Origin of the sequence: Pseudomonas sp. NUPR-001, assembly GCF_052147955.1 — a bacterium.
Classification (GTDB): domain Bacteria; phylum Pseudomonadota; class Gammaproteobacteria; order Pseudomonadales; family Pseudomonadaceae; genus Aquipseudomonas.
Window position 1 is genome coordinate 4,862,865 of sequence record NZ_CP197353.1, and the last position, 26,010, is coordinate 4,888,874.

General features: G+C 60.5%; 31 protein-coding genes. 12 read left to right on the forward strand and 19 right to left on the reverse strand.

All coding sequences use genetic code 11. From position 1 onward, the window contains the following. Positions 1-62 precede the first annotated feature (62 nt). Together ACP6KB_RS22250 and ACP6KB_RS22255 are read right to left on the reverse strand one after the other, a co-directional pair. The gene (locus ACP6KB_RS22250) at positions 63-1,343 is read right to left on the reverse strand and encodes a CynX/NimT family MFS transporter (RefSeq protein WP_442109413.1); all 1,281 of its coding nucleotides are present in this window, start codon (positions 1,341-1,343) and stop codon (positions 63-65) included. Positions 1,344-1,355: 12 nt separating this feature from the next. Further along, on the reverse strand, positions 1,356-2,015 hold the full coding sequence (locus tag ACP6KB_RS22255; RefSeq protein WP_442109414.1) for a FadR/GntR family transcriptional regulator: 660 nt from the start codon (positions 2,013-2,015) through the stop codon (positions 1,356-1,358). A gap of 139 nt (positions 2,016-2,154) precedes the next feature. On the opposite strand from ACP6KB_RS22255, the gene ACP6KB_RS22260 reads away from it, so the two are divergent. Beyond that, positions 2,155-3,423 carry an alkaline phosphatase family protein gene (locus ACP6KB_RS22260; protein ID WP_442109415.1) on the forward strand — a complete coding sequence of 423 codons (1,269 nt, stop codon included), beginning with the start codon at positions 2,155-2,157 and terminating at the stop codon, positions 3,421-3,423. Here ACP6KB_RS22260 and hisC read toward each other — a convergent pair. The 10 genes from hisC to ACP6KB_RS22310 form a co-directional block, all read right to left on the reverse strand. Beyond that, the gene (gene hisC / locus ACP6KB_RS22265; RefSeq protein ID WP_442109416.1) at positions 3,371-4,417 is read right to left on the reverse strand and encodes a histidinol-phosphate transaminase; all 1,047 of its coding nucleotides are present in this window, start codon (positions 4,415-4,417) and stop codon (positions 3,371-3,373) included. The two genes, ACP6KB_RS22260 and hisC, sit on opposite strands and share 53 nt — an antisense overlap. A 2-nt stretch (positions 4,418-4,419) precedes the next feature. After that, positions 4,420-5,745, reverse strand: a complete 1,326-nt coding sequence (gene hisD, locus ACP6KB_RS22270; protein ID WP_442109417.1) for a histidinol dehydrogenase — start codon at positions 5,743-5,745, stop codon at positions 4,420-4,422. A gap of 126 nt (positions 5,746-5,871) precedes the next feature. Further along, positions 5,872-6,507: an ATP phosphoribosyltransferase gene (gene hisG, locus ACP6KB_RS22275; protein WP_442109418.1), complete on the reverse strand. Its 636-nt coding sequence runs from the start codon at positions 6,505-6,507 to the stop codon at positions 5,872-5,874. A 105-nt stretch (positions 6,508-6,612) separates the two neighbouring features. Continuing rightward, positions 6,613-7,878, reverse strand: a complete 1,266-nt coding sequence (gene murA, locus ACP6KB_RS22280; RefSeq protein WP_442109419.1) for a UDP-N-acetylglucosamine 1-carboxyvinyltransferase — start codon at positions 7,876-7,878, stop codon at positions 6,613-6,615. A gap of 24 nt (positions 7,879-7,902) precedes the next feature. Beyond that, entirely contained in the window at positions 7,903-8,142 is a 240-nt protein-coding gene (locus ACP6KB_RS22285; RefSeq protein ID WP_028942843.1) for a BolA family protein, read from the reverse strand. A 115-nt stretch (positions 8,143-8,257) separates the two neighbouring features. Then, positions 8,258-8,563 carry an STAS domain-containing protein gene (locus tag ACP6KB_RS22290; protein ID WP_442109420.1) on the reverse strand — a complete coding sequence of 102 codons (306 nt, stop codon included), beginning with the start codon at positions 8,561-8,563 and terminating at the stop codon, positions 8,258-8,260. After that, the gene (locus tag ACP6KB_RS22295) at positions 8,560-9,198 is read right to left on the reverse strand and encodes an MlaC/ttg2D family ABC transporter substrate-binding protein (protein WP_442109421.1); all 639 of its coding nucleotides are present in this window, start codon (positions 9,196-9,198) and stop codon (positions 8,560-8,562) included. Before ACP6KB_RS22295 ends, ACP6KB_RS22290 begins: the two co-directional genes overlap by 4 nt. Before the next feature lie 9 nt (positions 9,199-9,207). Continuing rightward, entirely contained in the window at positions 9,208-9,675 is a 468-nt protein-coding gene (gene mlaD, locus ACP6KB_RS22300) for an outer membrane lipid asymmetry maintenance protein MlaD (protein ID WP_442109422.1), read from the reverse strand. Then, a complete protein-coding gene (gene mlaE / locus ACP6KB_RS22305) occupies positions 9,675-10,472 on the reverse strand; it encodes a lipid asymmetry maintenance ABC transporter permease subunit MlaE (protein WP_442109423.1) in 798 nt (265 codons plus the stop codon). The genes mlaD and mlaE overlap by 1 nt, the downstream gene beginning before the upstream one ends. Further along, positions 10,472-11,281, reverse strand: coding sequence for an ATP-binding cassette domain-containing protein (locus ACP6KB_RS22310; RefSeq protein WP_442109424.1), 810 nt, complete (start codon positions 11,279-11,281; stop codon positions 10,472-10,474). The genes mlaE and ACP6KB_RS22310 overlap by 1 nt, the downstream gene beginning before the upstream one ends. 245 nt (positions 11,282-11,526) lie before the next feature. On the opposite strand from ACP6KB_RS22310, the gene ACP6KB_RS22315 reads away from it, so the two are divergent. From ACP6KB_RS22315 to ACP6KB_RS22360, 10 genes are all read left to right on the forward strand, one after another. Next, the gene (locus ACP6KB_RS22315) at positions 11,527-12,501 is read left to right on the forward strand and encodes a KpsF/GutQ family sugar-phosphate isomerase (RefSeq protein WP_442109425.1); all 975 of its coding nucleotides are present in this window, start codon (positions 11,527-11,529) and stop codon (positions 12,499-12,501) included. Beyond that, a complete protein-coding gene (locus tag ACP6KB_RS22320) occupies positions 12,502-13,026 on the forward strand; it encodes a KdsC family phosphatase (RefSeq protein ID WP_442109426.1) in 525 nt (174 codons plus the stop codon). Positions 13,027-13,034: 8 nt separating this feature from the next. Next, positions 13,035-13,607 carry an LPS export ABC transporter periplasmic protein LptC gene (gene lptC, locus ACP6KB_RS22325; protein ID WP_442109427.1) on the forward strand — a complete coding sequence of 191 codons (573 nt, stop codon included), beginning with the start codon at positions 13,035-13,037 and terminating at the stop codon, positions 13,605-13,607. Further along, on the forward strand, positions 13,594-14,118 hold the full coding sequence (gene lptA, locus ACP6KB_RS22330; RefSeq protein WP_133217060.1) for a lipopolysaccharide transport periplasmic protein LptA: 525 nt from the start codon (positions 13,594-13,596) through the stop codon (positions 14,116-14,118). The genes lptC and lptA overlap by 14 nt, the downstream gene beginning before the upstream one ends. Further along, positions 14,119-14,844, forward strand: coding sequence for an LPS export ABC transporter ATP-binding protein (lptB, locus tag ACP6KB_RS22335; protein ID WP_442109428.1), 726 nt, complete (start codon positions 14,119-14,121; stop codon positions 14,842-14,844). A 179-nt stretch (positions 14,845-15,023) separates the two neighbouring features. Continuing rightward, positions 15,024-16,517, forward strand: a complete 1,494-nt coding sequence (locus tag ACP6KB_RS22340; RefSeq protein ID WP_442109429.1) for an RNA polymerase factor sigma-54 — start codon at positions 15,024-15,026, stop codon at positions 16,515-16,517. Positions 16,518-16,594: 77 nt separating this feature from the next. Then, on the forward strand, positions 16,595-16,903 hold the full coding sequence (gene hpf, locus ACP6KB_RS22345; protein ID WP_133217063.1) for a ribosome hibernation-promoting factor, HPF/YfiA family: 309 nt from the start codon (positions 16,595-16,597) through the stop codon (positions 16,901-16,903). A 12-nt stretch (positions 16,904-16,915) separates the two neighbouring features. Beyond that, a complete protein-coding gene (gene ptsN, locus ACP6KB_RS22350) occupies positions 16,916-17,380 on the forward strand; it encodes a PTS IIA-like nitrogen regulatory protein PtsN (RefSeq protein ID WP_442109430.1) in 465 nt (154 codons plus the stop codon). Between the two features lie 3 nt (positions 17,381-17,383). Further along, positions 17,384-18,238, forward strand: a complete 855-nt coding sequence (rapZ, locus tag ACP6KB_RS22355) for an RNase adapter RapZ (RefSeq protein WP_442109431.1) — start codon at positions 17,384-17,386, stop codon at positions 18,236-18,238. 20 nt (positions 18,239-18,258) lie between these two features. Further along, on the forward strand, positions 18,259-18,531 hold the full coding sequence (locus tag ACP6KB_RS22360; protein ID WP_442109432.1) for an HPr family phosphocarrier protein: 273 nt from the start codon (positions 18,259-18,261) through the stop codon (positions 18,529-18,531). 16 nt (positions 18,532-18,547) lie between these two features. Here the strand turns inward: ACP6KB_RS22360 and ACP6KB_RS22365 are convergent, their stop codons facing one another. From ACP6KB_RS22365 to pmbA, 6 genes are all read right to left on the reverse strand, one after another. Next, a complete protein-coding gene (locus ACP6KB_RS22365) occupies positions 18,548-19,441 on the reverse strand; it encodes a ZIP family metal transporter (RefSeq protein WP_442109433.1) in 894 nt (297 codons plus the stop codon). Between the two features lie 11 nt (positions 19,442-19,452). Continuing rightward, complete coding sequence (locus ACP6KB_RS22370) at positions 19,453-20,064, reverse strand: superoxide dismutase (protein WP_442109434.1); 612 nt, start codon at positions 20,062-20,064, stop codon at positions 19,453-19,455. A gap of 2 nt (positions 20,065-20,066) precedes the next feature. Further along, positions 20,067-20,528: a hypothetical protein gene (locus ACP6KB_RS22375; protein WP_442109435.1), complete on the reverse strand. Its 462-nt coding sequence runs from the start codon at positions 20,526-20,528 to the stop codon at positions 20,067-20,069. 20 nt (positions 20,529-20,548) lie between these two features. After that, positions 20,549-21,925 (reverse strand): class II fumarate hydratase FumC, encoded by a 1,377-nt coding sequence (gene fumC, locus ACP6KB_RS22380; protein WP_442109436.1) that lies wholly within the window; start codon positions 21,923-21,925, stop codon positions 20,549-20,551. Further along, positions 21,918-22,319, reverse strand: a complete 402-nt coding sequence (locus ACP6KB_RS22385) for a FagA protein (RefSeq protein WP_442109437.1) — start codon at positions 22,317-22,319, stop codon at positions 21,918-21,920. Before ACP6KB_RS22385 ends, fumC begins: the two co-directional genes overlap by 8 nt. Before the next feature lie 232 nt (positions 22,320-22,551). Continuing rightward, on the reverse strand, positions 22,552-23,898 hold the full coding sequence (gene pmbA, locus ACP6KB_RS22390; RefSeq protein WP_442109438.1) for a metalloprotease PmbA: 1,347 nt from the start codon (positions 23,896-23,898) through the stop codon (positions 22,552-22,554). A gap of 108 nt (positions 23,899-24,006) precedes the next feature. Here pmbA and yjgA point away from each other — a divergent pair, with 108 nt between their 5' ends. Next, the gene (yjgA, locus tag ACP6KB_RS22395; RefSeq protein WP_442109439.1) at positions 24,007-24,528 is read left to right on the forward strand and encodes a ribosome biogenesis factor YjgA; all 522 of its coding nucleotides are present in this window, start codon (positions 24,007-24,009) and stop codon (positions 24,526-24,528) included. A 42-nt stretch (positions 24,529-24,570) separates the two neighbouring features. Here the strand turns inward: yjgA and tldD are convergent, their stop codons facing one another. Then, positions 24,571-26,010: a metalloprotease TldD gene (tldD, locus tag ACP6KB_RS22400; RefSeq protein ID WP_442109440.1), complete on the reverse strand. Its 1,440-nt coding sequence runs from the start codon at positions 26,008-26,010 to the stop codon at positions 24,571-24,573.

A 26,010-nucleotide genomic window follows, 5' to 3' on the forward strand; every position in this document is an offset into this window, starting at 1 on the left:
TTCCGATGGAAGAGACCCGCACCATAATCTGCTCACGTAGCAAAAAGCTAGCTACTGCGGCCTCACACCCGCTCGCTGACGACCTGAACATGCAGATTGCGCCCGGCCTTCAAACCGAAGGCAATCGCCCCCACGCCCAGCACTGCGAAAATCCAGCCCACGGCATTCCAGCCACCGGTCAAGTCATGCACCAGCCCAACGGCGAACGGCCCCATCGAGGCCAAGGTATAACCGACACCTTGCGCCATGCTCGACAGGTTAGCCGCTACATGGGCATCACTGGAGCGCAGCACGATCAAGGTCAGCGCCAGGGCAAAGGTACCGCCCTGGCCCAGCCCGAGCACGATGGCCCAGCCCCACAGGCCATCGAGCGGCGCATACAGGCAGCCAAACAGGCCAGCCAGGGCCAGTAGCATGACCACAACAATGGCCAGGCGCTGATCCTTGCCGCGGGTGGCCAGCCACGGCGCACTCAGCGAGCTGATCAACTGCACGATCACCGAACCGGACAACACCAGCCCGGCCTGGGTCGGGGTAAGGCCACGGCCGATCAGAATCGACGGCAACCAGCCGAACACAATGTAGGCCAGCGAAGACTGCAAGCCCATGTACAAGGTGACCTGCCAGGCCAGCGGGTCACGCAGCAGGCCACGCACCCGATAAGCGACATGATGCGCACCATGGCCCTGACGCGCCTGAGGCAGCCAGATGAGCGCCGCCAGTACCGCGGGTATCAACCAGAAACCCAGGCCCCATGACCAGCTGTCGCCAAAGTGCTCACTCAGCGGCACCGTAGCACCCGCGGCCACCGCTGCGCCCAGGCACAACGCCATGGTGTAGACCCCGGTCAAAGTACCGGCATGCCGGGGAAAATCGCGTTTGACGATACCCGGCAGCAGCACGCCGATCACGCCGATGCTTGCGCCGGCCATGATACTGCCGACAAACACGCCCGTGCTGCCGAAGGCGCTGCGTACTGCAATCCCGGCGGCCAGGGTCAGGAGGATACCGAGGATGACCCGTTCACTGCCGAAGCGCCGGGCAAGTATCGGTGCCAACGGCGCGAACAGGCCCAGGCATAACACGGGCAAAGTGGTCAGCAAACCGGCCTGGGAAGCGCTCAGCCCCAGGCTTTCGGACACCAGGCTGAGCAGCGGTGCCATGCTCGACAACGCCGGGCGCAGGTTCAACGCCACCAGCAACAGGCCAAGCAGCAACAGCCAGGGGCGCTTGAGCAGCACCGGCTGCTGTTGTACCTGTTCATCGTCGGCTTCGGCATCAATCAGCAGTTCTTCGAGCTCGGTATCGCGCGCCGCATGGGTGCGGGTCAGTTGTTCGGCCATGGCCTTGTTACCTCAGGATTCTATAAGGGTGCGCGTCAGGTGCTTGGCCCGCTGCACATCGCGCTGCTCGATGGCATCGAGGATCTGCCCGTGCAGGTCGAATACCGACTGGCAACGGGGTGCGTGGGACATGTTCTGTTGCAGTGCGTTGGCGACCACACCGGAGAAGTAACGGTACAGCTCGCTTAATGCCGGGTTGTGGGCGGCATCCACCAGACGCTGATGGAACAGCAGATCGCAGGCGACATAGACATCGACCTCACCATGAAAATGCGCTGCACTGCCTTCCAGCGCTTCGCGCAACCCACACAGGTCAGCCTCGGTACGGCGTATAGCCGCCAGGCCGATGGCCTCCACTTCAAGAATGTGCCGAGTCTCCCGGGCATGTTCCGGTGAACAGCGAGACATCGCCTGCACCGCCTGCAGAGGATCGAGCTGGGTACGCAGGTAGCTGCCATCACCCTGGCGAACCTCAACCACGCCACTGAAAGCCAGCACACGCATGGCTTCACGCACGGTATTGCGGCTGATGCCCAACTCCACCGCCAGCTCCGGCTCGGTCGGCAAACGCTGACCTACCTGCCATACCCCTTCGAGAATACGCAGGCGCAATTGCTCGACGGCCAGATCAACCAAAGAGCGGCGCACCAGCTCTTTTCCATTACTTGCCACTGACTCACCCAATCATCCTACGAATTCTTGCAGCATAGCTGATCAGCACGATTGTCGGAACCACCTGTCATTTTTGCCAGTTGCGGCACTTGCCGGGCTTTGTGACGCTGCACCAGGCCTCTCTCAGGTGGACCAGCCCATGTCAAAGCTCAAAGGTGTGTCTGTACTCGCCGCGCTGGCTGCCCTGGCAGTCATTGCAATCTTCCAGTTCAAGCCTGATTCCACTGTGCAGGCGCGCTCGCCAAAGACATTGCTGATCGGTATGGATGGCGTGCAACTGCAGCGCTACGAACAGCTCGGCAGCAACCTTAATCTGCAGCGCCTGCACTACAACAAGGCCTACGCGGGCGGCGTTACCGGCAGTTCAAGCCGACAATCGACCATCAGCGGCCCAGGCTGGACCACCCTGCTCAGCGGGGTTTGGGCGAACAAGCATGATGTAATTTCCAACCAGACCAATCTGCGTGTGAACCCTGAGTTTCCCAGCCTGTTCAGACGCGTGCGCGACGCGTCACCGAGCGCGTACATCGCCAGCATCGTCCATTGGGCACCGATCAACACCGCGTTTCTGCTCGAAGACGTCAAATCCAATGACCTGGTTGAAACTCAAGCCTCCGATGCGCGGGTGATCGCCAGGACACTGGAAGTCCTCTCCCAGACCCGCGCAGACTTCACCTTCATTCAGCTCGATGAGCCTGATCAAGCAGGCCATGACGCCTGTTTTGGAGCGGGTTACAACAATGCCTTGCGTGTCGCCGACAACCAGTTAGGGCAACTACTCGACGCAGTCGAAGCGCGCGCCCGGGAAAATCCCGATGAAGACTGGCTGGTGCTCGTCACCACCGATCACGGCCGCGATACGCAAGGCTGCGGCCACGGTGGCGATTCGGAACAGGAAAAGACCGCGTTCATTGCCAGCAACAAGCCACTGAACGCCGAGCTCACCTCGCCTAGCCCACCCGCAGAAAACCCGGGGCCCAACGACCTGTACGGTTTTACCAACCAGGCTGCAGTGGCGCCTACGGTTTTGCGCCATATGGGCATCACGCTACCAACGTCATGGCGCCTGGACGGCACGCCACTGCTGGGAGAAACCGGAGTGCGCAAGGCTCGCGCCGATCAGGCAACGGCTCGCCTGCTGTGGAACAGCCAGGAGAGTGGGGAGGTGGTTATCGAGAAAAACGGGCAGCGCGTTGCGCAAGTGAAGGCCGATGTTCAGCAGTGGGTTGATCCCCAAGGCATGAATGACAAGGCCGATTACACCCTGACGCTGAACGGTACACCGGCGGCCGTCAGGATCGCGGGGCAAGCCCGCCCCCACCTGGTGGGAGCGGGCTTGCCCCGCGATGGCTGTATCAGTTCAACGCATCAAGCAGCGCCTGATTCATCTCCGGCGTGCCAATGGTGATACGCAGGAACTGGTTGATCCGCGCCTGCTTGAAGTGCCGCACAATCACGCCCTGCTCGCGCAGCTTGGCTGACAATTCAGCAGCATCGTGCTGCGGATGACGGGCAAAGATGAAGTTGGCGGCCGACGGCAACACTTCAAAACCACGGGCCACCAGCTCAGTGACCAGTTGCTCGCGGCTGTCGATGACCTTGCGGCAAGTGTCGTCGAAGTACGCACGATCAGCGAACGCCGCCGCTGCACCGACAATCGCCATACGATCGAGCGGATAGGAGTTGAAGCTGTTCTTGATCCGCTCCAGCGCCTCGATCAGGTCAGGATGGCCCACGGCCAGACCCACCCGCAGACCAGCCAGGGAACGCGACTTGGACAGCGTCTGGGTGACCAGCAGGTTGTCATAGCGATCAACCAGGCTGATCGCCGTTTGCCCGCCGAAATCAATGTAAGCCTCGTCGACTACCACGACCGTTTCCGGGTTGGCTTTGAGCAGTTGCTCGATCGCCTCCAGCGCCAGCAGGCAGCCGGTCGGGGCATTGGGGTTGGGGAAAATGATCCCGCCGTTCGGCTTGGCATAGTCCTCGACGCGGATCTGGAATTGCTCATCCAGCGCTACCGTTTCGTAGGGAATGCCGTACAGGCCACAATACACCGGGTAGAAGCTGTAGCTGATATCCGGGAACAACAGCGGCGCGCCGTGCTGGAACAAGCCGTGGAAAATGTGCGCCAGCACTTCGTCCGAGCCATTGCCGAGGAACACCTGGTTGCCTTTGACCCCGTAGTACTCGGCCACCGCCTGCTTGAGCAGGTCGCTGTTCGGGTCCGGGTACAGGCGCAGATTGTCATTGAGCTCACCGCGCATCGCTTCCAGCGCCTTGGGCGACGGGCCATACGGGTTTTCATTGGTGTTGAGCTTGACCAGCCTGGCCAGCTTCGGCTGCTCACCCGGAACGTAAGGCACCAGGTCCTTGACGAAGGGGCTCCAGAATTTACTCATGTTCAGTTCCCCTTGTTGTCGGAAACGATACGGTATTCAGCACTACGGGCGTGGGCAGTCAGCGATTCACCACGCGCCAGCACCGAAGCGGTGTGACCCAGTTCCGAGGCGCCTTGCTCGGAGCAGAAGATGATCGACGAACGCTTCTGGAAGTCATACACCCCCAGTGGCGAGGAGAAACGCGCAGTGCCCGAGGTTGGCAACACGTGGTTCGGACCTGCGCAGTAGTCGCCCAGCGCTTCGCTGGTGTGGCGGCCCATGAAAATCGCCCCGGCGTGGCGGATCTGCGGCAACCAGGCTTGTGGATCAGCCACCGACAGCTCCAGGTGCTCCGGTGCGATGCGGTTGGCAACGTCCATGGCTTGCTGCATGTCACGCACCTGAATCAGCGCGCCGCGGCCATTGATCGAGGTTTTGATGATCTCGGCACGTTCCATGGTCGGCAGCAGCTTGTCGATGCTGGCGGCGACTTTGTCGAGGAACGCGGCATCCGGGCTGACCAGAATCGCCTGGGCGTCTTCGTCGTGTTCGGCCTGGGAGAACAAGTCCATGGCAATCCAGTCCGGATCGGTCTGGCCGTCACACACCACGAGGATCTCCGACGGCCCGGCAATCATGTCGATACCAACCTGACCGAACACATGGCGCTTGGCAGTGGCGACATAAATGTTGCCAGGGCCGACTACCTTATCCACCTGCGGCACGCTTTCGGTGCCGTAGGCCAGTGCCGCGACCGCCTGGGCGCCACCAATGGTGAACACCCGGTCGACACCGGCAATGCAGGCAGCCGCGAGCACCAGTTCGTTGACCTCACCACGCGGGGTTGGCACCACCATGACCACTTCGGCAACACCGGCCACCTTGGCCGGAATCGCGTTCATCAGTACCGACGAAGGATAGGACGCTTTGCCGCCCGGCACATACAGACCGGCGCGGTCCAGCGGCGTGACCTTCTGGCCAAGCACCGTGCCGTCGGCTTCGGTGTAGCTCCAGGAGTCCTGCTTCTGCCGCTCGTGGTAGATACGCACGCGGTTGGCCGCCTTCTCCAGGGCTTCGCGCTGGGCAGGGGTGATGCGCGTCAGGGCCAGCTCAAGGCGCTCACGGCCCAGAATCAGGTCGTCGATCGATTTGGCATCAACACCATCGAAACGCTGGGTGAACTCGACCAGCGCCGCATCGCCACGCTCACGCACAGCCTTGATGATGTCGAGGACTCGCTGGTTGACCGCGTCGTCAGACACGCTTTCCCAGCTCAACAGATGATCCAGATGTCGGGCGAAATCCGGGTCAGCGGCATTGAGTCGGGCAATTGCAGTGGACGTGGTCATAGCGAGGGCCTCAATAAATGGCGAATGCTCAGGCGCCCTAAGCTACCAGTCCATCCGCGCGGGCACCCGAGAAAATTGGCTATGACGCGGATAGACGGGCGCGACAGCGAAGGTCGCGCGCAGGTATCAGCCGCGGTGTCGCGATTCGACAGCTTGGCGCAAGGTGTCGATCAGGCTCTGGATGCGGGCGTGCTGCATCTTCATCGAAGCCTTGTTGACCACCAGCCGGGAACTGATGGTGGCAATCATTTCCTGGGGTTCCAGGCCATTGGCACGCAGGGTGTTGCCGGTATCGACAACGTCGATGATCTTGTCAGCCAGGCCGATCAGCGGCGCCAGCTCCATCGAACCGTAGAGTTTGATGATATCGACCTGACGGCCTTGTTCGGCATAGTAACGCTTGGCGACATTGACGAACTTGGTCGCTACACGCAGACGGCCTTTGGGCTCGGCGGCGCCGATTGCACCGGCGGTCATCAGTTTGCACTGGGCAATCTTCAGATCCAGCGGCTCATACAGGCCTTGGCCACCGTACTCCATCAGCACGTCCTTGCCGGCCACACCCAGATCGGCGGCGCCATGCTCGACATAGGTCGGCACGTCGGTCGCCCGGACGATCAACAGGCGTACGTCGTCCTGCGTCGTGGGGATGATCAGTTTGCGGCTTTTGTCCGGGTTCTCGGTCGGCACAATACCGGCTTCTGCCAGCAACGGCAGGGTATCGTCGAGAATCCGACCTTTAGATAGCGCGATGGTCAACATGGGAAACGTCGGTCCTTATGCGGCTACAGCCGGCCGGACCTGATGGCCCGACCGCATTCAATTCGGTGCAGCAGTTGGATGGCGCGTCCCTGCGCCGCTCACAGACTAGCCCGGTACGCGACGGATTTTCGCGCCCAGCATCTGCAGTTTTTCTTCGATGCACTCATAGCCACGGTCGATGTGGTAGATGCGGTCGATCAGGGTGTCGCCTTCGGCAACCAGCGCCGACAGCACCAGGCTGGCCGAAGCCCGCAGGTCGGTAGCCATGACTGGCGCGCCCTTGAGGGTTTTGGTGCCGGTAACGATCGCAGTGTTGCCTTCAACCTGGATCAGGGCGCCCATGCGGTGCATTTCGTACACGTGCATGAAGCGGTTTTCGAAGATCGTCTCGATCACCGCACCAGTGCCTTCGGCAATGGCGTTGAGCGAGATGAACTGCGCCTGCATGTCGGTCGGGAACGCCGGGTAAGGAGCGGTACGCAGGTTGACAGCTTTTGGCCGCTTGCCGTGCATGTCCAGCTCGATCCAGTCTTCACCGGTGGTGATTTCGGCGCCGGCTTCCTTGAGTTTTTCAAGGACCGCTTCGAGGATGGTCGGATCGGTGTCCTTGACCTTGACGCGGCCACCGGTAACGGCAGCGGCGACCAGGTAGGTACCGGTTTCGATACGGTCGGGCATGACGCGGTAGGTTGCCGAACCCAGGCGCTCGACGCCGTCGATGGTGATGGTGTCGGTACCGGCACCCTGAACCTTGGCGCCCATGGCGTTGAGGAAGTTGGCCAGGTCAACCACTTCCGGCTCGCGCGCAGCGTTCTGCAGCACGCTGCGGCCTTTGGCCAGGGCGGCTGCCATCATGATGTTCTCGGTACCGGTCACACTCACGGTATCGAAGAAGAAGTGCGCGCCACGCAGGCCGCCTTCAGGCGCCTTGGCCTTGATGTAGCCGCCTTCGACCTCGATTTTCGCGCCCATGGCTTCAAGGCCACGGATGTGCAGGTCAACCGGACGCGAACCAATTGCGCAACCGCCAGGCAGGGCCACTTCAGCCTCGCCGAAACGGGCAACCATCGGCCCCAGTACCAGGATCGAGGCGCGCATGGTTTTCACCAGCTCGTACGGCGCGACCAGGGTCTTGATGGTGCGTGGGTCGATCTCTACGGCGAGCTTTTCGTCGATCACAGGCTCGATGCCCATGCGCCCGAACAGTTCGATCATGGTGGTGATGTCGTGCAGGTGCGGCAGGTTGCCGACCGTTACCGGGCCATCGCAAAGCAGGGTACCGGCCAGAATCGGCAGGGCCGCGTTCTTGGCACCGGAAATGCGGATTTCGCCATCAAGACGAGTACCGCCAGTAATAATCAGTTTATCCATTTCTGTCTCGCCGCCAATTTAGGCTCAGTTGCGCTCAGCCCAGGCTGCGCTGCTGAAAAATTTCATGGTTACCGCATGGATGCTGCCATCGGTGATCCACGGATTAAGATGAGCATAGATCTGCTGCTGACGCTTGACCGGGCTCAGGGCCGCCAACTCGTCGCTGATCACGTTCAACTGGAAGTTGCAGCCTTCGCCTTCAACTTCGACCCGGGTTCCCGGCAACTTTTCTTCAAGGAAGTTCTTAACTTCTACGGCCTGCATGCTCAACCTCAATCGGCGCCCAGTGCGCGCGGGTCGGCCATCATACAAAAAAGCCCCTCGCCTGCGAACCCCGTAAACGGAGACTCTGACGGAGGGGCCAGTTACTTGCTGGTGGTCATTGACCGGCCAGCACTTCTTCGAGGTCATAAACCTCAGCGATTTCGCGCATGTCCTGCGGCATGGCGCGCACCTCGACCGCCTTGCCAGCCGCCTTGCCATCACGCATGAATGCCAGCAACAAGGACAGGCCAACGCTGCTCGACTTCTCTACCTGCGCGCAATCAAGCACCAGGGTTGCGGCCTTGCACGACGCGATCAAGGCCTGGCCCTGTTTGCGCAATACCGGCCCGCTGCGGTAGTCGAGCACTCCGGCCAGGCTCAGCAGGCCTGGCTCGGTCATCGCCACACTGCTCTGACTCATTGCTCTTGCTTCTCGGCGGCTTCCTTGGCCTTGGCCACTTCGCCCGCCCAACCGTCGATGGTCTTGTCCAGGTCGTTGCCATTGCGATTCATGGCATCGGCGAACTGGTCACGGAACAGCTTGCCGATGTTGATGCCATTGACGATGACGTTACGCACTTTCCACTCACCATTGAGCTTGGTCATGGTGTAGGAAACCGGGTAGATAGCGCCATTGTTGCCCTTGACGGTCATATCGACGCTGGCACGGTCCTCGCCATCGGCCTTGGCGTTGCCCACGGTGATGCCCTGGTTGTTGTACTCAAGCAAGGCATTGCCATAGAACTGCATCAGGCTGCGCTTGAAGTTCTCCTGGAAGCGCTGCATCTGCTCCGGAGTGGCTTTGCGCGAGTACTTCACGGTCATGATGCTTTTCGAGATGCCATCGGCATCCACCACCGGACCGAGGTTGTTGTTCAAGGCCTCATAGAAGGCACTTGGGTTGGCCTTGTATTGCTCCTTGTTGGCCTTGAGGTCGGCCAGCAACTGGTTGGTTGTGCCCTGAATCACTTCTTTGGGCGACTGGGCAGCTGCGCCAGCCACCAACGGCAATGCAGCCAGCAGTACCAGCAAGCCGCGTCGCAGGATAGAAATCATGGAAACTCCTTATTTAGCTTCTTTGCCAACGGTATTGAGCAGGAACTTGCCAATCAGATCTTCCAGCACCAGCGCCGACTGAGTGTCGTGGATGGTTGCACCATCCTTGAGCATCGATTCTTCTCCGCCCACGCTGATACCAATGTACTTCTCGCCGAGCAACCCAGCGGTGAGGATAGATGCAGTGGAGTCGGTAGGCAGGTTGTCTACGCGTTTTTCCAGCTGCAACGTCACCCGACCGGTGTAGGTATCACGATCCAGATCGATGGCCGTGACCTTGCCGATGGTCACACCGGCCATGGTCACTTTAGCTCTGACCGTCAAACCGGCGATATTGTCGAAGTTTGCATAAACTTTATAGGTATCGCTGCTCGGGCTTGCCGACAGGCCGCTGACGCGCAGGGCCAGCAGGATCAGCGCCAGTATCCCGGCCAGGAGGAACAGGCCGACACCGATTTCCAGGGTGCGGTTTTGCATCAGAAATCTCCAAACATCAAGGCGGTCAGAATAAAGTCCAGACCCAGAACTGCCAATGAGGCATAGACCACGGTCTTGGTGGTGGCACGGCTGATCCCCTCTGAGGTGGGCTCGCAGTCATACCCCTGGAATACGGCAATCCAGGTAACAACAAAGGCAAAAACCAGGCTTTTGATCACGCCATTGAGAACATCGTCGGTGAACGACACGCTGTTTTGCATGTTCGCCCAGAACGAGCCTTCATAAACGCCCAGCCAGTCCACCGCCACCCACGAGCCACCCCAGATACCGACCACGCTGAAAATCAGCGCCAGCAACGGCAGCGAGATGAAACCGGCCCACAGGCGCGGCGCAACGATGTATTTAAGTGGATCGACACCGATCATTTCCAGGCTGGACAACTGCTCGGTGGACTTCATGTTGCCGATCTCGGCGGTCAATGCCGAACCGGCACGCCCGGCGAACAACAAGGCGGTAACCACCGGCCCCAGCTCACGCAGCAAGGTCAGCGCAACCATCTGCCCGACGGCCTGTTCCGAGCCGTACTTGGTCAGGATGCTGAACCCTTGCAGGGCCAGCACCATACCGATGAACACCCCGGAAACGACGATGATCGCCAGCGACAACACACCGACGGAGTACAGCTGCTTGACCAGCAATTGAAAGCCGCCACCGGTCCCGCTGCGCCCGACCAGCGAGTGCAACAGGAACAGGAACGAACGGCCGAGCACGGCCAGCACGTCAATGGCCGAGCGGCCGAAGCGACGAATGCGTTCGAGTAAGGATTTTCTGCGCATCAACGCTTCCCCAGAAGATCGGCGCGGTAATCCGGCGCAGGAAAGTGAAAGGGCACCGGGCCATCCGGGTCGCCTTTCATGAATTGGCGAATGCGCGGGTTATCGGAGCCCATCAACTCGTCCGGCGTGCCCTGCCCCAGCACCTGACCATCGCCGACCACATAAATGTAGTCAGCAATACTGGCGGTCTCGGCCAGGTCGTGAGACACCACGATGCTGGTAATGCCCAAGGCATCGTTGAGCAGGCGGATCAGGCGCACCAACACGCCCATGGCGATCGGGTCCTGGCCAACGAAGGGCTCGTCGTACATGAGGATCTGTGGGTCCAGGGCAATGGCCCGGGCCAGCGCTACGCGGCGCTTCATGCCACCGGACAATTCGTCTGGCATCAGCTCGATGGCACCGCGCAAGCCCACGGCCTGCAGCTTCATCAAGACGATGTCACGGATCATTTCATCGGACAGCTGGGTATGCACCCGCAGCGGGAACGCGACGTTCTCGAACACATCCAGGTCGGTGAACAGCGCACCGCTCTGGAACAGCACGCCCATCTGCTTGCGTGCATCGAACAGGTCGCTGCGCGACAGCGCAGGCAGATTTTGCCCGGCCACCCAGACTTCACCGCTGGACGGGCGCAACTGTGCGCCCATCAGACGCAACAGTGTGGTCTTGCCGCACCCGGAAGGTCCCATGATGCCGGTGACCTTGCCGCGGGGAATGCGAATATCGACATTATTGAAGATACTGCGCGAACCGCGCTTGAAGGTCACACCCTTCAGCTCGACCGCGTAGGCGTTATCAACGCTCATCTAGACTCCTTGCAATGCAGCCTTCTCACTCAGACGCGCGCCCCCTTCATGGAGACACGCACGCCCTGAGCGGGCCGAACAGGCGGCGAACTATACCATCGCTGATAGCAGCGCCCCAAGGCCAGCGCAGTGCTTGTTCAGGCTGGGTTAAGGTTGCTCGGCGACTGTATGACAATCACAAGGTGAGGGATTTGCGCATTACCGCTATAATCGCCGCCTTTTCATCAGGCAATCCGATTTTCGACATGAGCCAATCCAGCGACCTGATCCAATCCGCGCAGCGCACCATTCGTTTCGAACTTGAAGCGGTTGAGGGCTTGCTTGCCCACATCGACGCCGATTTCGTCAAGGCGTGCGAGCTGATCCTGGCCAGTAAAGGCCGGGTCGTGGTGGTCGGCATGGGCAAGTCCGGGCATATCGGCAACAAGATCGCCGCGACGCTGGCCAGCACCGGTACACCGGCCTTCTTCGTTCACCCGGCCGAAGCCAGCCATGGCGACATGGGCATGATCACCCGCGACGACGTCATTCTTGCCCTGTCCAACTCCGGGTCGACCAACGAGATCGTTACCCTGCTGCCGCTGATCAAACGCCTCGGCATCCAGCTGATCAGCCTGACCGGCAACCCTGACTCGCCGCTGGCCAAAGCCGCCGAGGTCAACCTTGATGCGCGCGTCGCCCAGGAAGCCTGCCCATTGAATCTGGCACCGACCTCCTCGACCACTGCTGCGCTGGTACTGGGCGACGCCCTGGCGATTGCCCTGCTCGAAGCACGCGGCTTCACCGCTGAAGACTTCGCCTTCTCGCACCCGGGCGGCGCCTTGGGCCGCCGCCTGCTGCTGAAGGTCGAGAACGTCATGCACGCTGGCGATGAACTGCCTCAGGTGCAACGCGGCACCCTGCTCAAAGACGCACTACTTGAAATGTCCCGCAAAGGTTTGGGCATGACGGTTGTGGTCGAAGCCGACGGACGGCTGGCCGGGATCTTCACTGACGGCGACTTGCGCCGCAGCCTGGACCGCAATATCGACGTGCACAGCACCCTGATCGAAGCGGTCATGACCGTGCATGGCAAAACCGCCCGCGCCGAAATGCTTGCCGCCGAAGCCCTGAAAATCATGGAAGACCACAAGATCAGCGCACTGGTGGTCATCGACAAGGACGAGCGCCCGGTTGGCGCCCTGAACATGCACGACCTGTTGCGTGCGGGAGTGATGTAAATGAGCCACGACCTGCTCCAGCGCGGCAAGGCCATCAAACTGGCTGTGTTCGACGTGGATGGCGTACTGACTGATGGCCGCCTGTACTTCCTCGAAGACGGCAGCGAATTCAAGACCTTCAACACCCTCGACGGCCAGGGCATCAAGATGCTCATGGCCTCGGGCGTAACCACGGCAATCATCAGTGGGCGCAAGACCCCGGTGGTCGAGCGCCGCGCCAAGAACCTCGGCATCCCCCACCTGTATCAGGGCCGTGAAGATAAATTGGTGGTATTGGACGAGCTTCTCGGCCAACTCAACCTAAGCTATGAACAGGTTGCCTATCTGGGCGACGACCTGCCAGACCTGCCGGTGATCCGCCGCGTTGGCCTGGGCATGGCCGTGGCCAACGCTGCAGCCTTTGTCCGCGAGCACGCCCACGGGATCACCCAGGCCCGTGGCGGTGAAGGCGCCGCCCGCGAATTCTGCGAGTTGATCCTGCAAGCCCAGGGCAATCTCGACGCGGCCAACGCCAATTACCTGTAGAGCGACACATGTTCAGTAAAAAAATCCGCACCATTGCGCTGTTCAGTGTGATTACCGCCTTGCTGGTGGCAGTCGGCTACTGGAACATCGGCCCTGAAAGCTTTCTCGACAAGCCGGTAGCCCGTGTCGACGAAAAGGCCATCGACTATTACGCCACCAACGCCCACAGCGTGCAGTTTTTGCCTGACGGCAAAATGCAGTACGAAATGACCGCCGACAAAGTGGAGCATTTGATGGTCAGCGAGGTCACCCTGCTGACCAAGCCCGACCTGCAAATGTACCGTGGCACCACCTACCCTTGGCATGTGCAAAGCGAGAAAGGTGAGGTCAACCCTGACGGCTCAGAAGTGGAACTGATCGATTCTGTGCGGGTTGCCCGCACCGACGAAAAAAACCGCACCATGATCATTACCACCAGCCGGATGACGGTGTTCCCGCAGAAGCAATATGCGCAAACCGAGCAAGCCGTTAGAATCGACGGCGCCGACGGCGTAACTACGGGCAACGGAATGAAAGCGTATTTGAAAGACGGCAGGATGGACCTGCTGTCCAACGTAAGAGGACAGTATGAGGCTCGTTAAAACCCTCCCCTTTTTGCTCAGCCTGAGCGCAGCACTGGGAAGCGCGAGCGCCTGGGCCCTGCCGAACGACCGCGACCAGCCTATCCGCATTCAGGCTGACAACGCGCACCTGGATGACAAGAAAGGGGTTGCCACCTACACCGGCGACGTCATCATCACCCAGGGTTCGATGATGATCAAAGGCAACACCGTAACCATCACTCGCGCCGAATCCGGCGACATCGACGTGGTGACCTCGGTGGGCAACCTGGCCTACTTCGAGCAGCAACAGAGCGCTGCCAAGCCAGACAAGATGCAAGGCTATGCCGTTACCATCCAGTACCAGGCGCAAAAAGACCTGGTGGTGCTGACCGACCGCGCCAAAGTGGTCAATGAAGGCAATACCACCGAAGGCGAGAAGATCGTCTACAACACCAAGTCCCAGGTAGCGACTGCCGGTCGTGGCGGTAACGTCACCACCCCACGTCAGCGTATCGACATGGTGATCCAGCCGAAGAAGAAGGCCGAGTAAATGGCGACCCTCAAAGCCCAGCACCTGGCCAAGAGCTACAAGAGCCGACAAGTGGTCCGCGATGTCAGCATGTCGATCGACAGCGGCCAGATCGTCGGCCTGCTCGGCCCTAACGGCGCCGGCAAAACCACCTGCTTCTACATGATCGTCGGCCTGGTTCAGGCCGATCAGGGCCGCGTCCTGATCGACGACCTGGATGTCAGCCACCAGCCCATGCACGGCCGCGCCCGTGCTGGCATCGGCTACCTGCCTCAGGAAGCGTCGATCTTTCGCAAGCTGTCGGTTGCCGACAACATCATGGCGATCCTCGAAACCCGCAAAGATCTCGATACCGCCGGGCGTCGCAAGGAGCTGGAAAGCCTGCTGCAGGAATTCCACATCAGCCACATTCGCGACAACCTCGGCATGAGCCTTTCCGGCGGCGAACGTCGCCGCGTGGAGATCGCCCGCGCCCTGGCCACTGCGCCGAAGTTCATCCTGCTCGACGAACCCTTTGCCGGTGTCGACCCGATTTCGGTTGGCGACATCAAGCAGATCATCCACCACCTCAAGGCCAAGGGCATCGGTGTACTGATCACCGACCACAACGTCCGCGAGACGCTGGATATCTGCGAAACCGCTTACATCGTCAACGATGGTCAGCTGATTGCCGAAGGCGATGCAGAAACCATCCTGGCCAACGACCTGGTCAAAGAGGTGTATCTGGGCCACGAGTTCCGCTTGTAAGTTCGAAGCGACACAGCGCTTGCCTTGGGTGGCTGGCCCGGTGAAAACCGGCTTAATTGTTACAGCACCCTAGGCAAACGCTCCAATTTCAGGCATATAACTTGCTTAAAATTGGCGCTTCGGTGCCCTAGTAGTGGATGGCGCATGTGCGCCGGCGACAAAGGTGTTAAGCCCCTGCCATGAAACCATCGCTCGTCCTAAGAATGGGCCAGCAACTGACGATGACCCCGCAGTTGCAACAGGCCATCCGCTTACTCCAGCTGTCTACCCTGGACCTCCAGCAGGAAATCCAGGAAGCGCTGGAATCCAACCCGATGCTCGAACGTCAGGAAGACGGCGACGACTTCGACAACAGCGACCCGATGGCCGACAACGCCGAGAACAAGCCTGTTGCCGAAGTTCAGGACACCAGCTTCCAGGAAACCACGCAAACCGTGGACAACCTGGAAGACGGCGAATGGAGCGAGCGCATTCCCAACGAGCTACCGGTCGACACCGCCTGGGAAGATATCTACCAGACCAGCGCCAGCAGCCTGCCCAGCAACGACGATGACGAGTGGGACTTCACCACCCGTACTTCGGCGGGCGAGAGTCTGCAAAGCCACCTGCTCTGGCAGTTGAACCTGGCGCCGATGTCCGACACTGACCGGCTGATTGCCGTCACCCTGATCGACTGCATCAACAACCAGGGCTACCTCGACGAAACCCTCGAGGAAATCTGCGAGTCGTTCGACCCCGAACTGGATATCGAGCTCGATGAAGTTGAAGCGGTGTTGCACCGCATTCAGCAATTCGAGCCTGCCGGCGTCGCCGCCCGCAACCTCAGCGAATGCCTGCTGCTGCAACTGCGCCAACTGCCCGCCAGCACCCCGTGGATGGCCGAGGCACAGCGCCTGGTACGTGACTACATCGACTTGCTCGGCAGCCGCGACTACAGCCAGCTGATGCGCCGCATGAAGCTCAAGGAAGACGAGCTGCGCCAGGTCATCGAACTGGTTCAGAGCCTCAACCCACGCCCCGGCTCGCAGATCGAATCCAGTGAAGCTGAGTACGTGGTGCCCGATGTCATCGTGCGCAAAGACAGCGAGCGCTGGGTGGTCGAGCTCAACCAGGAAGCCGTGCCACGCTTGCGGGTCAACCCGCAGTACGCCGGCTTCGTCCGCCGCGCCGACACCAGCGCCGACAACACCTTCATGCGCAACCAGTTGCAGGAAGCCCGCTGGTTCATCAAGAGCCTGCAAAGCCGCAACGAAACCCTGATGAAGGTCGCCACCCAGATCGTCGAGCACCAACGCGGGTTCCTCGACCATGGCGACGAAGCCATGAAGCCGCTGGTGCTGCACGACATCGCTGAAGCGGTGGGCATGCACGAGTCGACCATTTCCCGGGTCACCACCCAGAAATACATGCATACCCCGCGCGGAATTTACGAGCTGAAGTACTTTTTCTCCAGCCACGTGAGCACCTCCGAAGGCGGTGAATGCTCGTCTACAGCGATCCGCGCGATCATCAAAAAACTGGTTGCTGCGGAAAATCAGAAAAAGCCATTGAGTGACAGCAAGATCGCTGGTTTACTGGAGGCACAAGGTATCCAGGTAGCCCGTCGCACCGTCGCCAAGTACCGCGAGTCCCTCGGCATCGCACCGTCGAGTGAACGCAAGCGACTGATGTAGCCCCTGAGATAACCACCGCAGTTCAGTGGCAGGCGCAACACCTGCCTCTTATGCACGGGCAACAAAGGAGAAGCTGTATGCAAGTCAATATCAGTGGACAGCATGTAGAAGTCACCCAACCGCTGCGCGAGTACGTCGAACAGAAACTGAAGCGGCTGGAAGGACACTTTGACAAGATCACCAACGTAACGGTGATCATGAAGGTCGAGAAACTGCAGCAGAAAATTGAAGCGACGCTGTTTATTCCCGGCGGCGAAGTGGTTGCAAATGCCGAACACTCAGACATGTATGCAGCGATCGACGCCTTGACCGACAAGCTCGACCGCCAACTGAAAAAACACAAGGAAAAACAGCAAAGCCTGCTGCAAGGTGCAGCGGCCCGCTGATCCCCCTCATCCATGATCCGACTTGAAACCATCCTGACCCCCGGCCGTTCCCTGGTGAACGTGCCGGGTGGCAGTAAAAAGCGCGTACTCCAGGAAATCGCCACGCTGATCAACCGGGAAGCCCCGGACCTGGAGATGCAAGACGTTTTTGAAAGCCTGGTTGCCCGGGAGAAACTCGGGTCGACTGGTTTTGGTAATGGCATTGCCATTCCACATTGCCGCCTCAAAGGCTGCTCATCCCCCATCAGCGCCCTGATGCACCTGGATGCACCGATCGACTTCGACGCCATCGATGGCGCCCCGGTCGATTTGCTGTTTGTCCTGCTGGTTCCAGAAGCGGCCACCGATGCGCACCTTGAGCTTTTGCGCCAAATTGCCAGCATGCTTGACCAAAAGGTCGTGCGTGACCGGCTGCGTGCCGCCGATAGCAGTGAAGCCCTGTACCAGGTTGTACTGGACGCACAAAACGGGCTTTAAACTATGCGCCTAATTATCGTCAGTGGCCGATCCGGCTCCGGCAAGAGCACCGCCCTCGCAGTTCTGGAGGACAACGGTTACTACTGCATCGATAACTTGCCGGCAGGGCTGCTTCCGCAATTGGCGGAAAATGCCCTGATCAACACCGAGCTGATGCAGCCCAAAGTGGCGGTATCGATCGATGCCCGCAACCTGCCCAGCCACCTGACACGCTTCCCCGAGCTGCTTGAAGATGCACGCAGTCGGCATATCCAGTGCGATGTACTGTACCTGGACGCCGATGAAGACACCCTGCTCAAGCGTTTTTCCGAAACCCGCAGACGTCACCCACTGACCAACGCCAATCGCTCGCTGGCCGAAGCGATCCGGGTCGAGAGTGACTTGTTGGGGCCGATTGCCGACCTTGCCGACCTGAAAATCGACACCACCAACCTGAACCTGTATCAGTTGCGTGACTCGATCAAACTGCGTCTGCTGAACCAGCCGGAGCCCGGTACTGCGTTTCTGGTCGAGTCGTTCGGCTTCAAGCGCGGCATGCCGGTCGATGCCGACCTGGTGTTCGATGTGCGCTGCCTGCCCAACCCGTATTGGAAACCGGAGCTGCGTGAGCATTCCGGCCTGGAGCAGCCAGTGATCGAGTACCTGGCCGCCCAGCCCGATGTCGAGGAAATGTTCCAGGACATCTCCAGTTACCTGCTCAAGTGGTTGCCGCGCTTCGCCGCCAGTAACCGCGCGTATGTCACCATTGCCATTGGCTGTACCGGTGGTCACCACCGTTCGGTGTACCTCACCGAGCGCCTGGGCCAGTTGCTGCAGCAATCTCTGAAGAACGTCCAGGTTCGCCACCGCGACCTCTAGCCCACAGGACCACCGCCGCGATGCCCGCTCGTGAAATCACCATCATCAACAAGCTGGGGCTGCACGCCCGGGCTGCGGCAAAGTTTGTCGGCGTGGCCGGACGCTTCCCCTGTGCAGTGCGTATCGGTCGTGCGCCAGAAAAAATGATCGACGGCAAGAGCATCATGGCGGTGATGATGCTCGCCGCCGGTAAAGGCACCCAGGTGCACCTGCACACTGAGGGTGAAGAAGAAGACGCAGCACTCGATGCGCTGGTCGAACTGATCAACAACTACTTTGACGAGGGCGAGTAACCGCCCTCGCTTCGCCTCACGCCATCGCCGTATCCATCACCATCATCAAACAGAAGCCAATGCACAGCCCCAGGCTCGCCAGGCGATGATGGCCATTGCTGCGTGATTCAGGAATGATTTCCTGAGTCACCACCAGCAACATCGCGCCCGCCGCACAGGCTAGCCCTAACGGCAGCAACAACTCGGCCACCGTCACCAGCCAGGCGCAGATCACTGCCGCCAACGGCTCGACCAACCCGGACGCCGCACCAATGGCAAACGCCTTGAAGCGCGCCATCCCGGCCCCAGCCAGCACCAGCGCAATGACCAGGCCTTCGGGTACATCCTGCAAGGCGATGCCCATCGCCAGGCTATCGGCATCCGGCATGCCACCGCCCGCCGACACGCCAATGGCCATGCCTTCGGGAATGTTGTGGGCAATGATGGCGATCACGAACACCCAGATCCGTGCAGCGATCACCGGCTGCTGCGTACTGCCCACCAAGGCCTCAGGTGAGGCGCCGGATACTTTTAGATCGACCAGGTAAAGGCAGAAGGCGCCAAGCAGCAGACCGAAACTGATCAGTCCCCCAGCGCCCCATTTCCCCAGGCCAATTGCGGCGGCAGCATCCAGCCCCGGAATGATCAGGGAAAATGCAGTGGCCGCCAGCATTACCCCGGCACCAAAACCTAGCAAGGTATCGGCCAAGGCTACCGGCATGCTCCGGATCACCAGCACCGGCACCGCGCCCAATGCCGTTCCCAGCGCGCACAAGGCACCGCCTTCAAGCGCACGCATCATCCGCGGCTCAAGGTCTAGCCAGGCAAACCCTTTTGCCACCAGCAAGGCACAGCCGACCAGTAGCAACAAGGTCCCCAGCGCCAGGCGAAACAGGCGCACACTACCAATGGACATCACATCCGAGCGCATACCGGTTCGACTCACACGAGGGCGGCGGTGTAGCGACGCTCTACTTCGGACCAGTCGATCACGTTGTAGAAGGCGCTGATGTATTCAGGACGGCGGTTCTGGTACAGCAGGTAGTAAGCGTGTTCCCACACGTCCAGCCCCAGAATCGGCGTGTTGCCGTTCATCAACGGGCTGTCCTGGTTGCCACTGCTTTCCACCACCAGTTTCTTCTCCGGGGTAACGCTGAGCCAGGCCCAGCCGCTGCCGAAGCGGGTGAGTGCAGCCTTGGTAAACGCCTCCTTGAAGGCATCGAAGCCACCCAATTGCTCATCAATCGCCTTGGCGACCGAGCCTTGGGGCTCACCACCGCCCTGAGGCGACATGACCGTCCAGAACAGCGAATGGTTGGCATGGCCGCCACCCTGGTTGATCACTGCGGCCTGCAGGTTCTGCGGCAGTTGTTTGACTGCGGCCACCAGTTGCTCGACCGGCCATTTTTCCCATTCGGTGCCCTCAAGCGCTGCATTGAGGTTATTGATGTAGGTCTGGTGGTGCTTGCTGTGGTGAATCTGCATGGTCTGGGTGTCGATGTGCGGTTCCAGCGCATTGTAGGCGTAAGGCAATGCAGGCAAGGTATGAGGCATTATCAGTGGATTCCGTAATGATGAGCTGAAGACCCTGCGCGTTCCTGACCGGCGATAACCACCGGCTGAGGGCCATGGCGATGGAGCAGGCGCTCAGTACGCGGGTACTGGCCGTACTCACTGATGAAATTCAGTAATTCGGTGTAGGTCTTGCTGCTGTGGCGCAGCGCCGCTTCGCGCAGCGCTGGCGCCAGCCGAGGGTCCTGCATGGCTTGCAACAACCGCTGGTGGATGGCGCAGAGGTACTCTGCGCTCTCCTGCGGCTGGTTCAAACGCAAGTGCAGGTCGGCCAGGTTGTGATGTGCAATCACACACACCGCCACCGCTTCGTCGGCGTCATGCCAGCGCTCGAACAACACCTGGGCCAAGGCCAGGGCCTGGAGATACAACTCGCGGGCATCGACCAGTTCGCCTTGATCGAACAGGCGATTGGCAATTTCGGTGGTGCGTTTCCAGTGCTGCATGACAAACCTCCAGTGCGGTATCAGATACCGCCAGCCGTGAGCTTTTCCGGGTCGAGCAGCACTTCCAGCTGGCTGCGTGGCAGATCGGTGTGCTCCAGGGCCACCTCAATGATCGGACGCCCCTGCTTGTAGGCGGTCTTGGCGATCTCCGCAGCTTTCTGGTAGCCGATGATCGGGTTCAGGGCGGTGACCAGGATCGGGTTACGCGCCAAGGCTTCTTTCAGCTTGGGCTCGTTGACCTTGAAGCTGGCAATCGCTTTGTCGGCGAGCAGGCGGCTGACATTGGCCATCAACTCGATGCTGCTGAGCAGGTTCTGGGCAATGATCGGTAGCATCACATTGAGCTCGAAGTTGCCCGACTGCCCGGCCACGGCGATGGTGGCGTCGTTGCCGATAACCTGAGCGGCGACCATGGCGGTGGCTTCCGGAATCACCGGGTTGACCTTGCCAGGCATGATCGACGAACCGGGCTGCAAGCCTTCCAATTCAATCTCTCCCAGGCCTGCCAGCGGTCCGGAGTTCATCCAGCGCAGGTCGTTGGCGATCTTCATCAGCGCTACCGCCGTGGTTTTCAGCTGACCCGACAGGGCAACCGCAGTGTCCTGCGAGCCGATCAGGGCGAACAGGTTCTGCCCCGGGGTGAACGGCACCTTGGTCAGCGCAGAGAGCTGCTGGCTGAATCGTCCGGCAAACTCAGGATGAGCGTTGATACCGGTACCCACGGCAGTGCCGCCCTGGGCCAGTGCCTGCAGCGCCGGCAAAGTCGACTCCAGGTGCGCGATGGCGCCCCTGATTTGCGCCGCCCAGCCGCCGAGCACCTGGCTCATGCGCACCGGCATGGCATCCATCAAGTGGGTACGGCCGGTCTTGATGAAGGGGTGAACCTCTACCGCCTTGCGCTCGATGACCTGCACCAGGTGCTTGAGCGCTGGCAGCAGCTGCTCATGCAACGCCAGCGCCGCACTCACGTGGATCGTGGTGGGGATAATGTCGTTGCTGCTTTGCCCACAGTTGACGTGATCGTTCGGGTTGACCGTGTCGCCGAGGATCCGGCTGGCCAGGGTGGCGATGACTTCGTTGGCGTTCATGTTCGAACTGGTGCCCGAACCGGTCTGGTAGATGTCCACCGGGAAGTGCTGGATGAAGTCACCGGCCAGCAATTGTTCAACCGCCTTGACGATGGCAGTGCCCTGCCCTTCGTCCAGTTGCTGCAGTTCGATGTTGGCTTTGGCCGCAGCGGCCTTGGCCAGCAGCAGCGCCCGAATGAACTGGGTTGGCATACGCTGCTGGCTGATCGGGAAGTTGTTCACCGCGCGCTGGGTTTGAGCGCCATACAGGGCCTCGGCCGGCACCTGCAGTTCACCCATGCTGTCACGCTCGATACGGGTATTACTCATCATCAAGTCCTTGCATCAGTTCAGCGAAAGAAATGGAAGGCAGCAGCGTGCAGTTGGCCAATTGCAGGGCAAATGGCTGCCAACGCTGGCCGTGCTCACCACCGTCGAGCTTGCGTAGCTGCAACAGTGGCTTCCAGGCCTGGTCCAGGCACAGGCAGCGCCAATGCCAAGGCAGCATTTGGTCGCAAGCGGTGTCCAGAAGCAGGCGGAATGAAGTCAGGGCGACGGTCCAGGCAGAGGTATCGGTGCAACACACCAGATAACGACCTTCGGCCAGGTAGTGATCGATCAAGCGCGGCTCGTCCGGCTCCATCGCGCAACGGATGCGGCGGCTGAGCCAGCGCCAGTTTTCGAGGTAGGGCAATTCGTGAAGGACGGATTTCATGAACATCATCGCCTAGATAATGATATTCATTATTAATTGATAATCAGAATCAGTTCAAGGATGCAAAAGCAGAAAAACAAAAAGCCCGACACAAGGCCGGGCTTCTCTGATGTTGCCTGTAGGTGGGGGCTAATTGCTGTAGGAGCGGGCTTGCCCCGCGATAGCGGTCTGTCAGCCCCATCGCCTCGCGGGGCAAGCCCGCTCCCACAGGTGGAGCAAGACAGTTGCTCCCACAGAGGATCTAGCTGCCAGCCACGGTCATGCGTTCGATCAGTACCGAGCCAGTATGGATGTTGCTACGGGTTTCCAGATCATTACCGATCGCGACAATTTGCTGGAACATGTCTTTCATATTGCCGGCAATCGTGACTTCCTGAACGGCAAACTGAATCTCGCCGTTCTCCACCCAGTAACCCGCCGCGCCGCGTGAATAGTCACCGGTGACCATGTTCAATCCATGCCCCATCAGTTCGGTCACCAGCAGCCCACGCCCCATGCGCCGAATCAGCGCTGCCTGATCTTCAACGCCATGGGTGACGAACAGGTTGTGCACACCACCGGCGTTGGCGGTGCTCGGCAGGCCGAGTTTACGTCCGGAATAAGTACCCAGCACGTAGGAGACCAGCTCACCTTTCTCGACGAACGGTTTGGCGTAGGTCGCCAGGCCATCGCCGTCGAACGCCGAACTGCCCAGGGCACGCATCAAGTGTGGCCGCTCATCCAGGGTCAGCCAGCTGGGGAACAGGCGCTGGCCCATGGCGCCATCGAGGAACGATGACTTGCGGTACAGGTTGCCGCCAGAAATCGCCGACAGGAAACTGCCAAACAAGCCCCCAGCCAGCTCGGCGGAGAACAACACCGGCACCTCGCAGGTCGGTACCGGACGCGCACCCAGGCGGCTGGCAGCCCGCTGCGCTGCGCGCTGGCCAATGCTGCGTGGATCGGCCAGCAATTCACCCTGGCGATTGACGTCATACCAGTAGTCCCGCTGCATCTGCCCGTCGGCTTCGGCAATCATCACGCAGCTCAGGCTGTGGCGGGTCGAGGCATAGCCACCGATAAAACCGTTGCTGTTGCCATACACACGGCAACCCTGGTGGGTATTGAGCGTGGTGCCGTCGGCATTTTTGATCCGCGCATCGGTATCGAATGCGGCCGCTTCGCAGGCCAGCGCTTTCTCAATAGCCTGCTCCGGGGTGATGTCCCAATTGTGATACAGGTCGAAGTCCGGCAGATCACGCGCCATCAAGGCTGGATCGGCAAGGCCGGCGCAATCGTCCTCGGAGGTGTGCTTGGCAATCGCCAATGCCGCCGCGACCGTTTCGCGAATCGCCTCGCTGCCGCTGGCCGAAGTGCTGGCCGAGCCTTTGCGCTGGCCGACGTACAGGGTGATGCCAAAACCCTGGTCACGGTTGAACTCCACGGTTTCCACTTCACGCTGACGCACCGAAGTCGACAACCCCTGCTCCAGCGACACCGCCACTTCACAGGCGCTGGCCCCCTGGCGCTTGGCTTCGGCAATGATCTGCTCAACCTGCTCCTGCAACGCTGGCAGGGCCTGTGGACCTACGCTCTGGACTGAACTCATGGTTTTCTCCACTCAAATTCTGCGTTCGGCACGGGTCAATCTACGACCGGGCCGGACAAGCGGCCCCCGACTGGTTATCATGGCGGCGATTCTCAGCGGACTGCCCCCATGGTTGATTCTTACGACACCGCCTTCGAAGGCGAAAAAAGCAAAACCCAGATCAAGCGCGAAATGCAGGCGTTGGTCGAGATGGGCGAGCGCCTTACCACGCTCAAGCCCGACACCCTGGCCAAACTGCCTCTGACCGACGAGCTGCGCGCGGCCCTCGAAGAGCACAAGCGGCACACGGCGAACGAGGCTAAACGCCGTCATCGCTCGTTCATCGGCAAGCTGATGCGCGACCAGGACATCGACGCGATCAATGCACTGCTTGAGCAACTCGATGCCTCCTCTCGCCAGTACAACGAGCGCTTCCACGGCCTTGAACGCTGGCGCGACCGGCTGATCGACGGCACCGATGAAGTCCTGGAGAAGTTCGTCCAGGAATACCCGGAAGCCGACCGCCAGCAACTGCGCTCGTTGATCCGCCAGGCCCAGCATGAGCTGAAAACCAACAAGCCGCCTAGCGCCAGCCGCAAGATCTTCAAGTACATTCGCACCCTGGACGAGGTTCAACGCGGCCTGCGTTGAGCCCCGCGACCGGGCAGGCGCCCTGCCCGCCCGGTTTCATCCTCATGCGCCCGTGCCACCCACGGTAATCGCATCGATCTTCAGGGTTGGCTGGCCAACGCCAACCGGCACCGACTGACCATCCTTGCCACACGTCCCCACACCACTGTCCAGCGACAGGTCGTTGCCGACCATCGACACCCGGCTCATGGCTTCGGGACCATTGCCAATCAGGGTCGCGCCTTTGACCGGTGCAGTGATTTTGCCGTCTTCGATCAGATAGGCTTCGCTGGTCGAGAAGACAAACTTGCCACTGGTGATATCCACCTGACCGCCGCCAAGGTTGGCGCAGTAGATGCCGCGCTTGACCGATTTGATGATTTCTTCAGGGTCGCTTTCGCCTGCGCGCATGTAGGTATTGGTCATGCGCGGCATGGGCAAGTGGGCATAGGACTCACGGCGACCGTTACCGGTGACTGCCATGCCCATCAGGCGGGCATTGAGTTTGTCCTGCATGTAGCCTTTGAGGATGCCGTTCTCGATCAGCGTGGTGCATTCGGTGGGGGTACCTTCGTCGTCCACGCTCAGCGAGCCACGACGGCCTTCCAGGGTACCGTCGTCGACAATGGTGCACAGGCTCGACGCCACTTTCTCACCCATATGGCCGCTGTAGGCCGAGCTGCCCTTGCGGTTGAAGTCGCCTTCCAGGCCGTGCCCCACGGCTTCATGCAGCAGCACGCCAGACCAGCCGGACCCCAGCACCACTGGCAGGGTGCCCGCTGGCGCCGGAATTGCCTCCAGGTTGACCAGGGCCTGACGCAGGGCTTCACGGGCAAAGCCCATCACCCGCTCGTCGGTGAAATAGCGATAGTCGGTACGCCCGCCACCGCCATGACCGCCACGCTCACGCCGGCCGTTCTGCTCAACGATCACACTGACGTTGAAGCGCACCAGCGGACGCACATCGGCTGCCAGGCTACCGTCGGCGGCGGCGATCAGGATGCGCTCCCAGACCCCGGCCATGCTCACGGTGACTTGCTGAATCCGTGGGTCCAGGGCGCGGGTAGCGGCATCAACACGCTTGAGCAGCTCGACCTTCTCGGCGCGGCTGATCACTTCCAGCGGGTTGTCGGTGCCATACAGTTGGACCACGTCCTGGCTTTTGAAGGCCTGCACAGTGCCGTTCTGCCCAGCGCGGGAAATCGAGCGCGCGGCACGCGCCGCCGATGTCAGCGCTTCGAGGTTGATCGCGTTGCTGTAGGCGAAACCGGTTTTCTCACCGGACTGGGCACGTACACCCACGCCTTGGTCGAGGTTGAAGCTGCCTTCTTTGACGATGCCGTCTTCAAGCGCCCAGGATTCGGAAATCTGCCCTTGGAAATACAGGTCGGCAGCATCGATACCCGGTCCGGCCAACTCTCCCAGCACTGACTGCAGGCTATCGAGGGTCAGCCCTCCCGGCGCCAGCAAGTGCTCGCTGACAGTGGATAACATCTCGCTCAT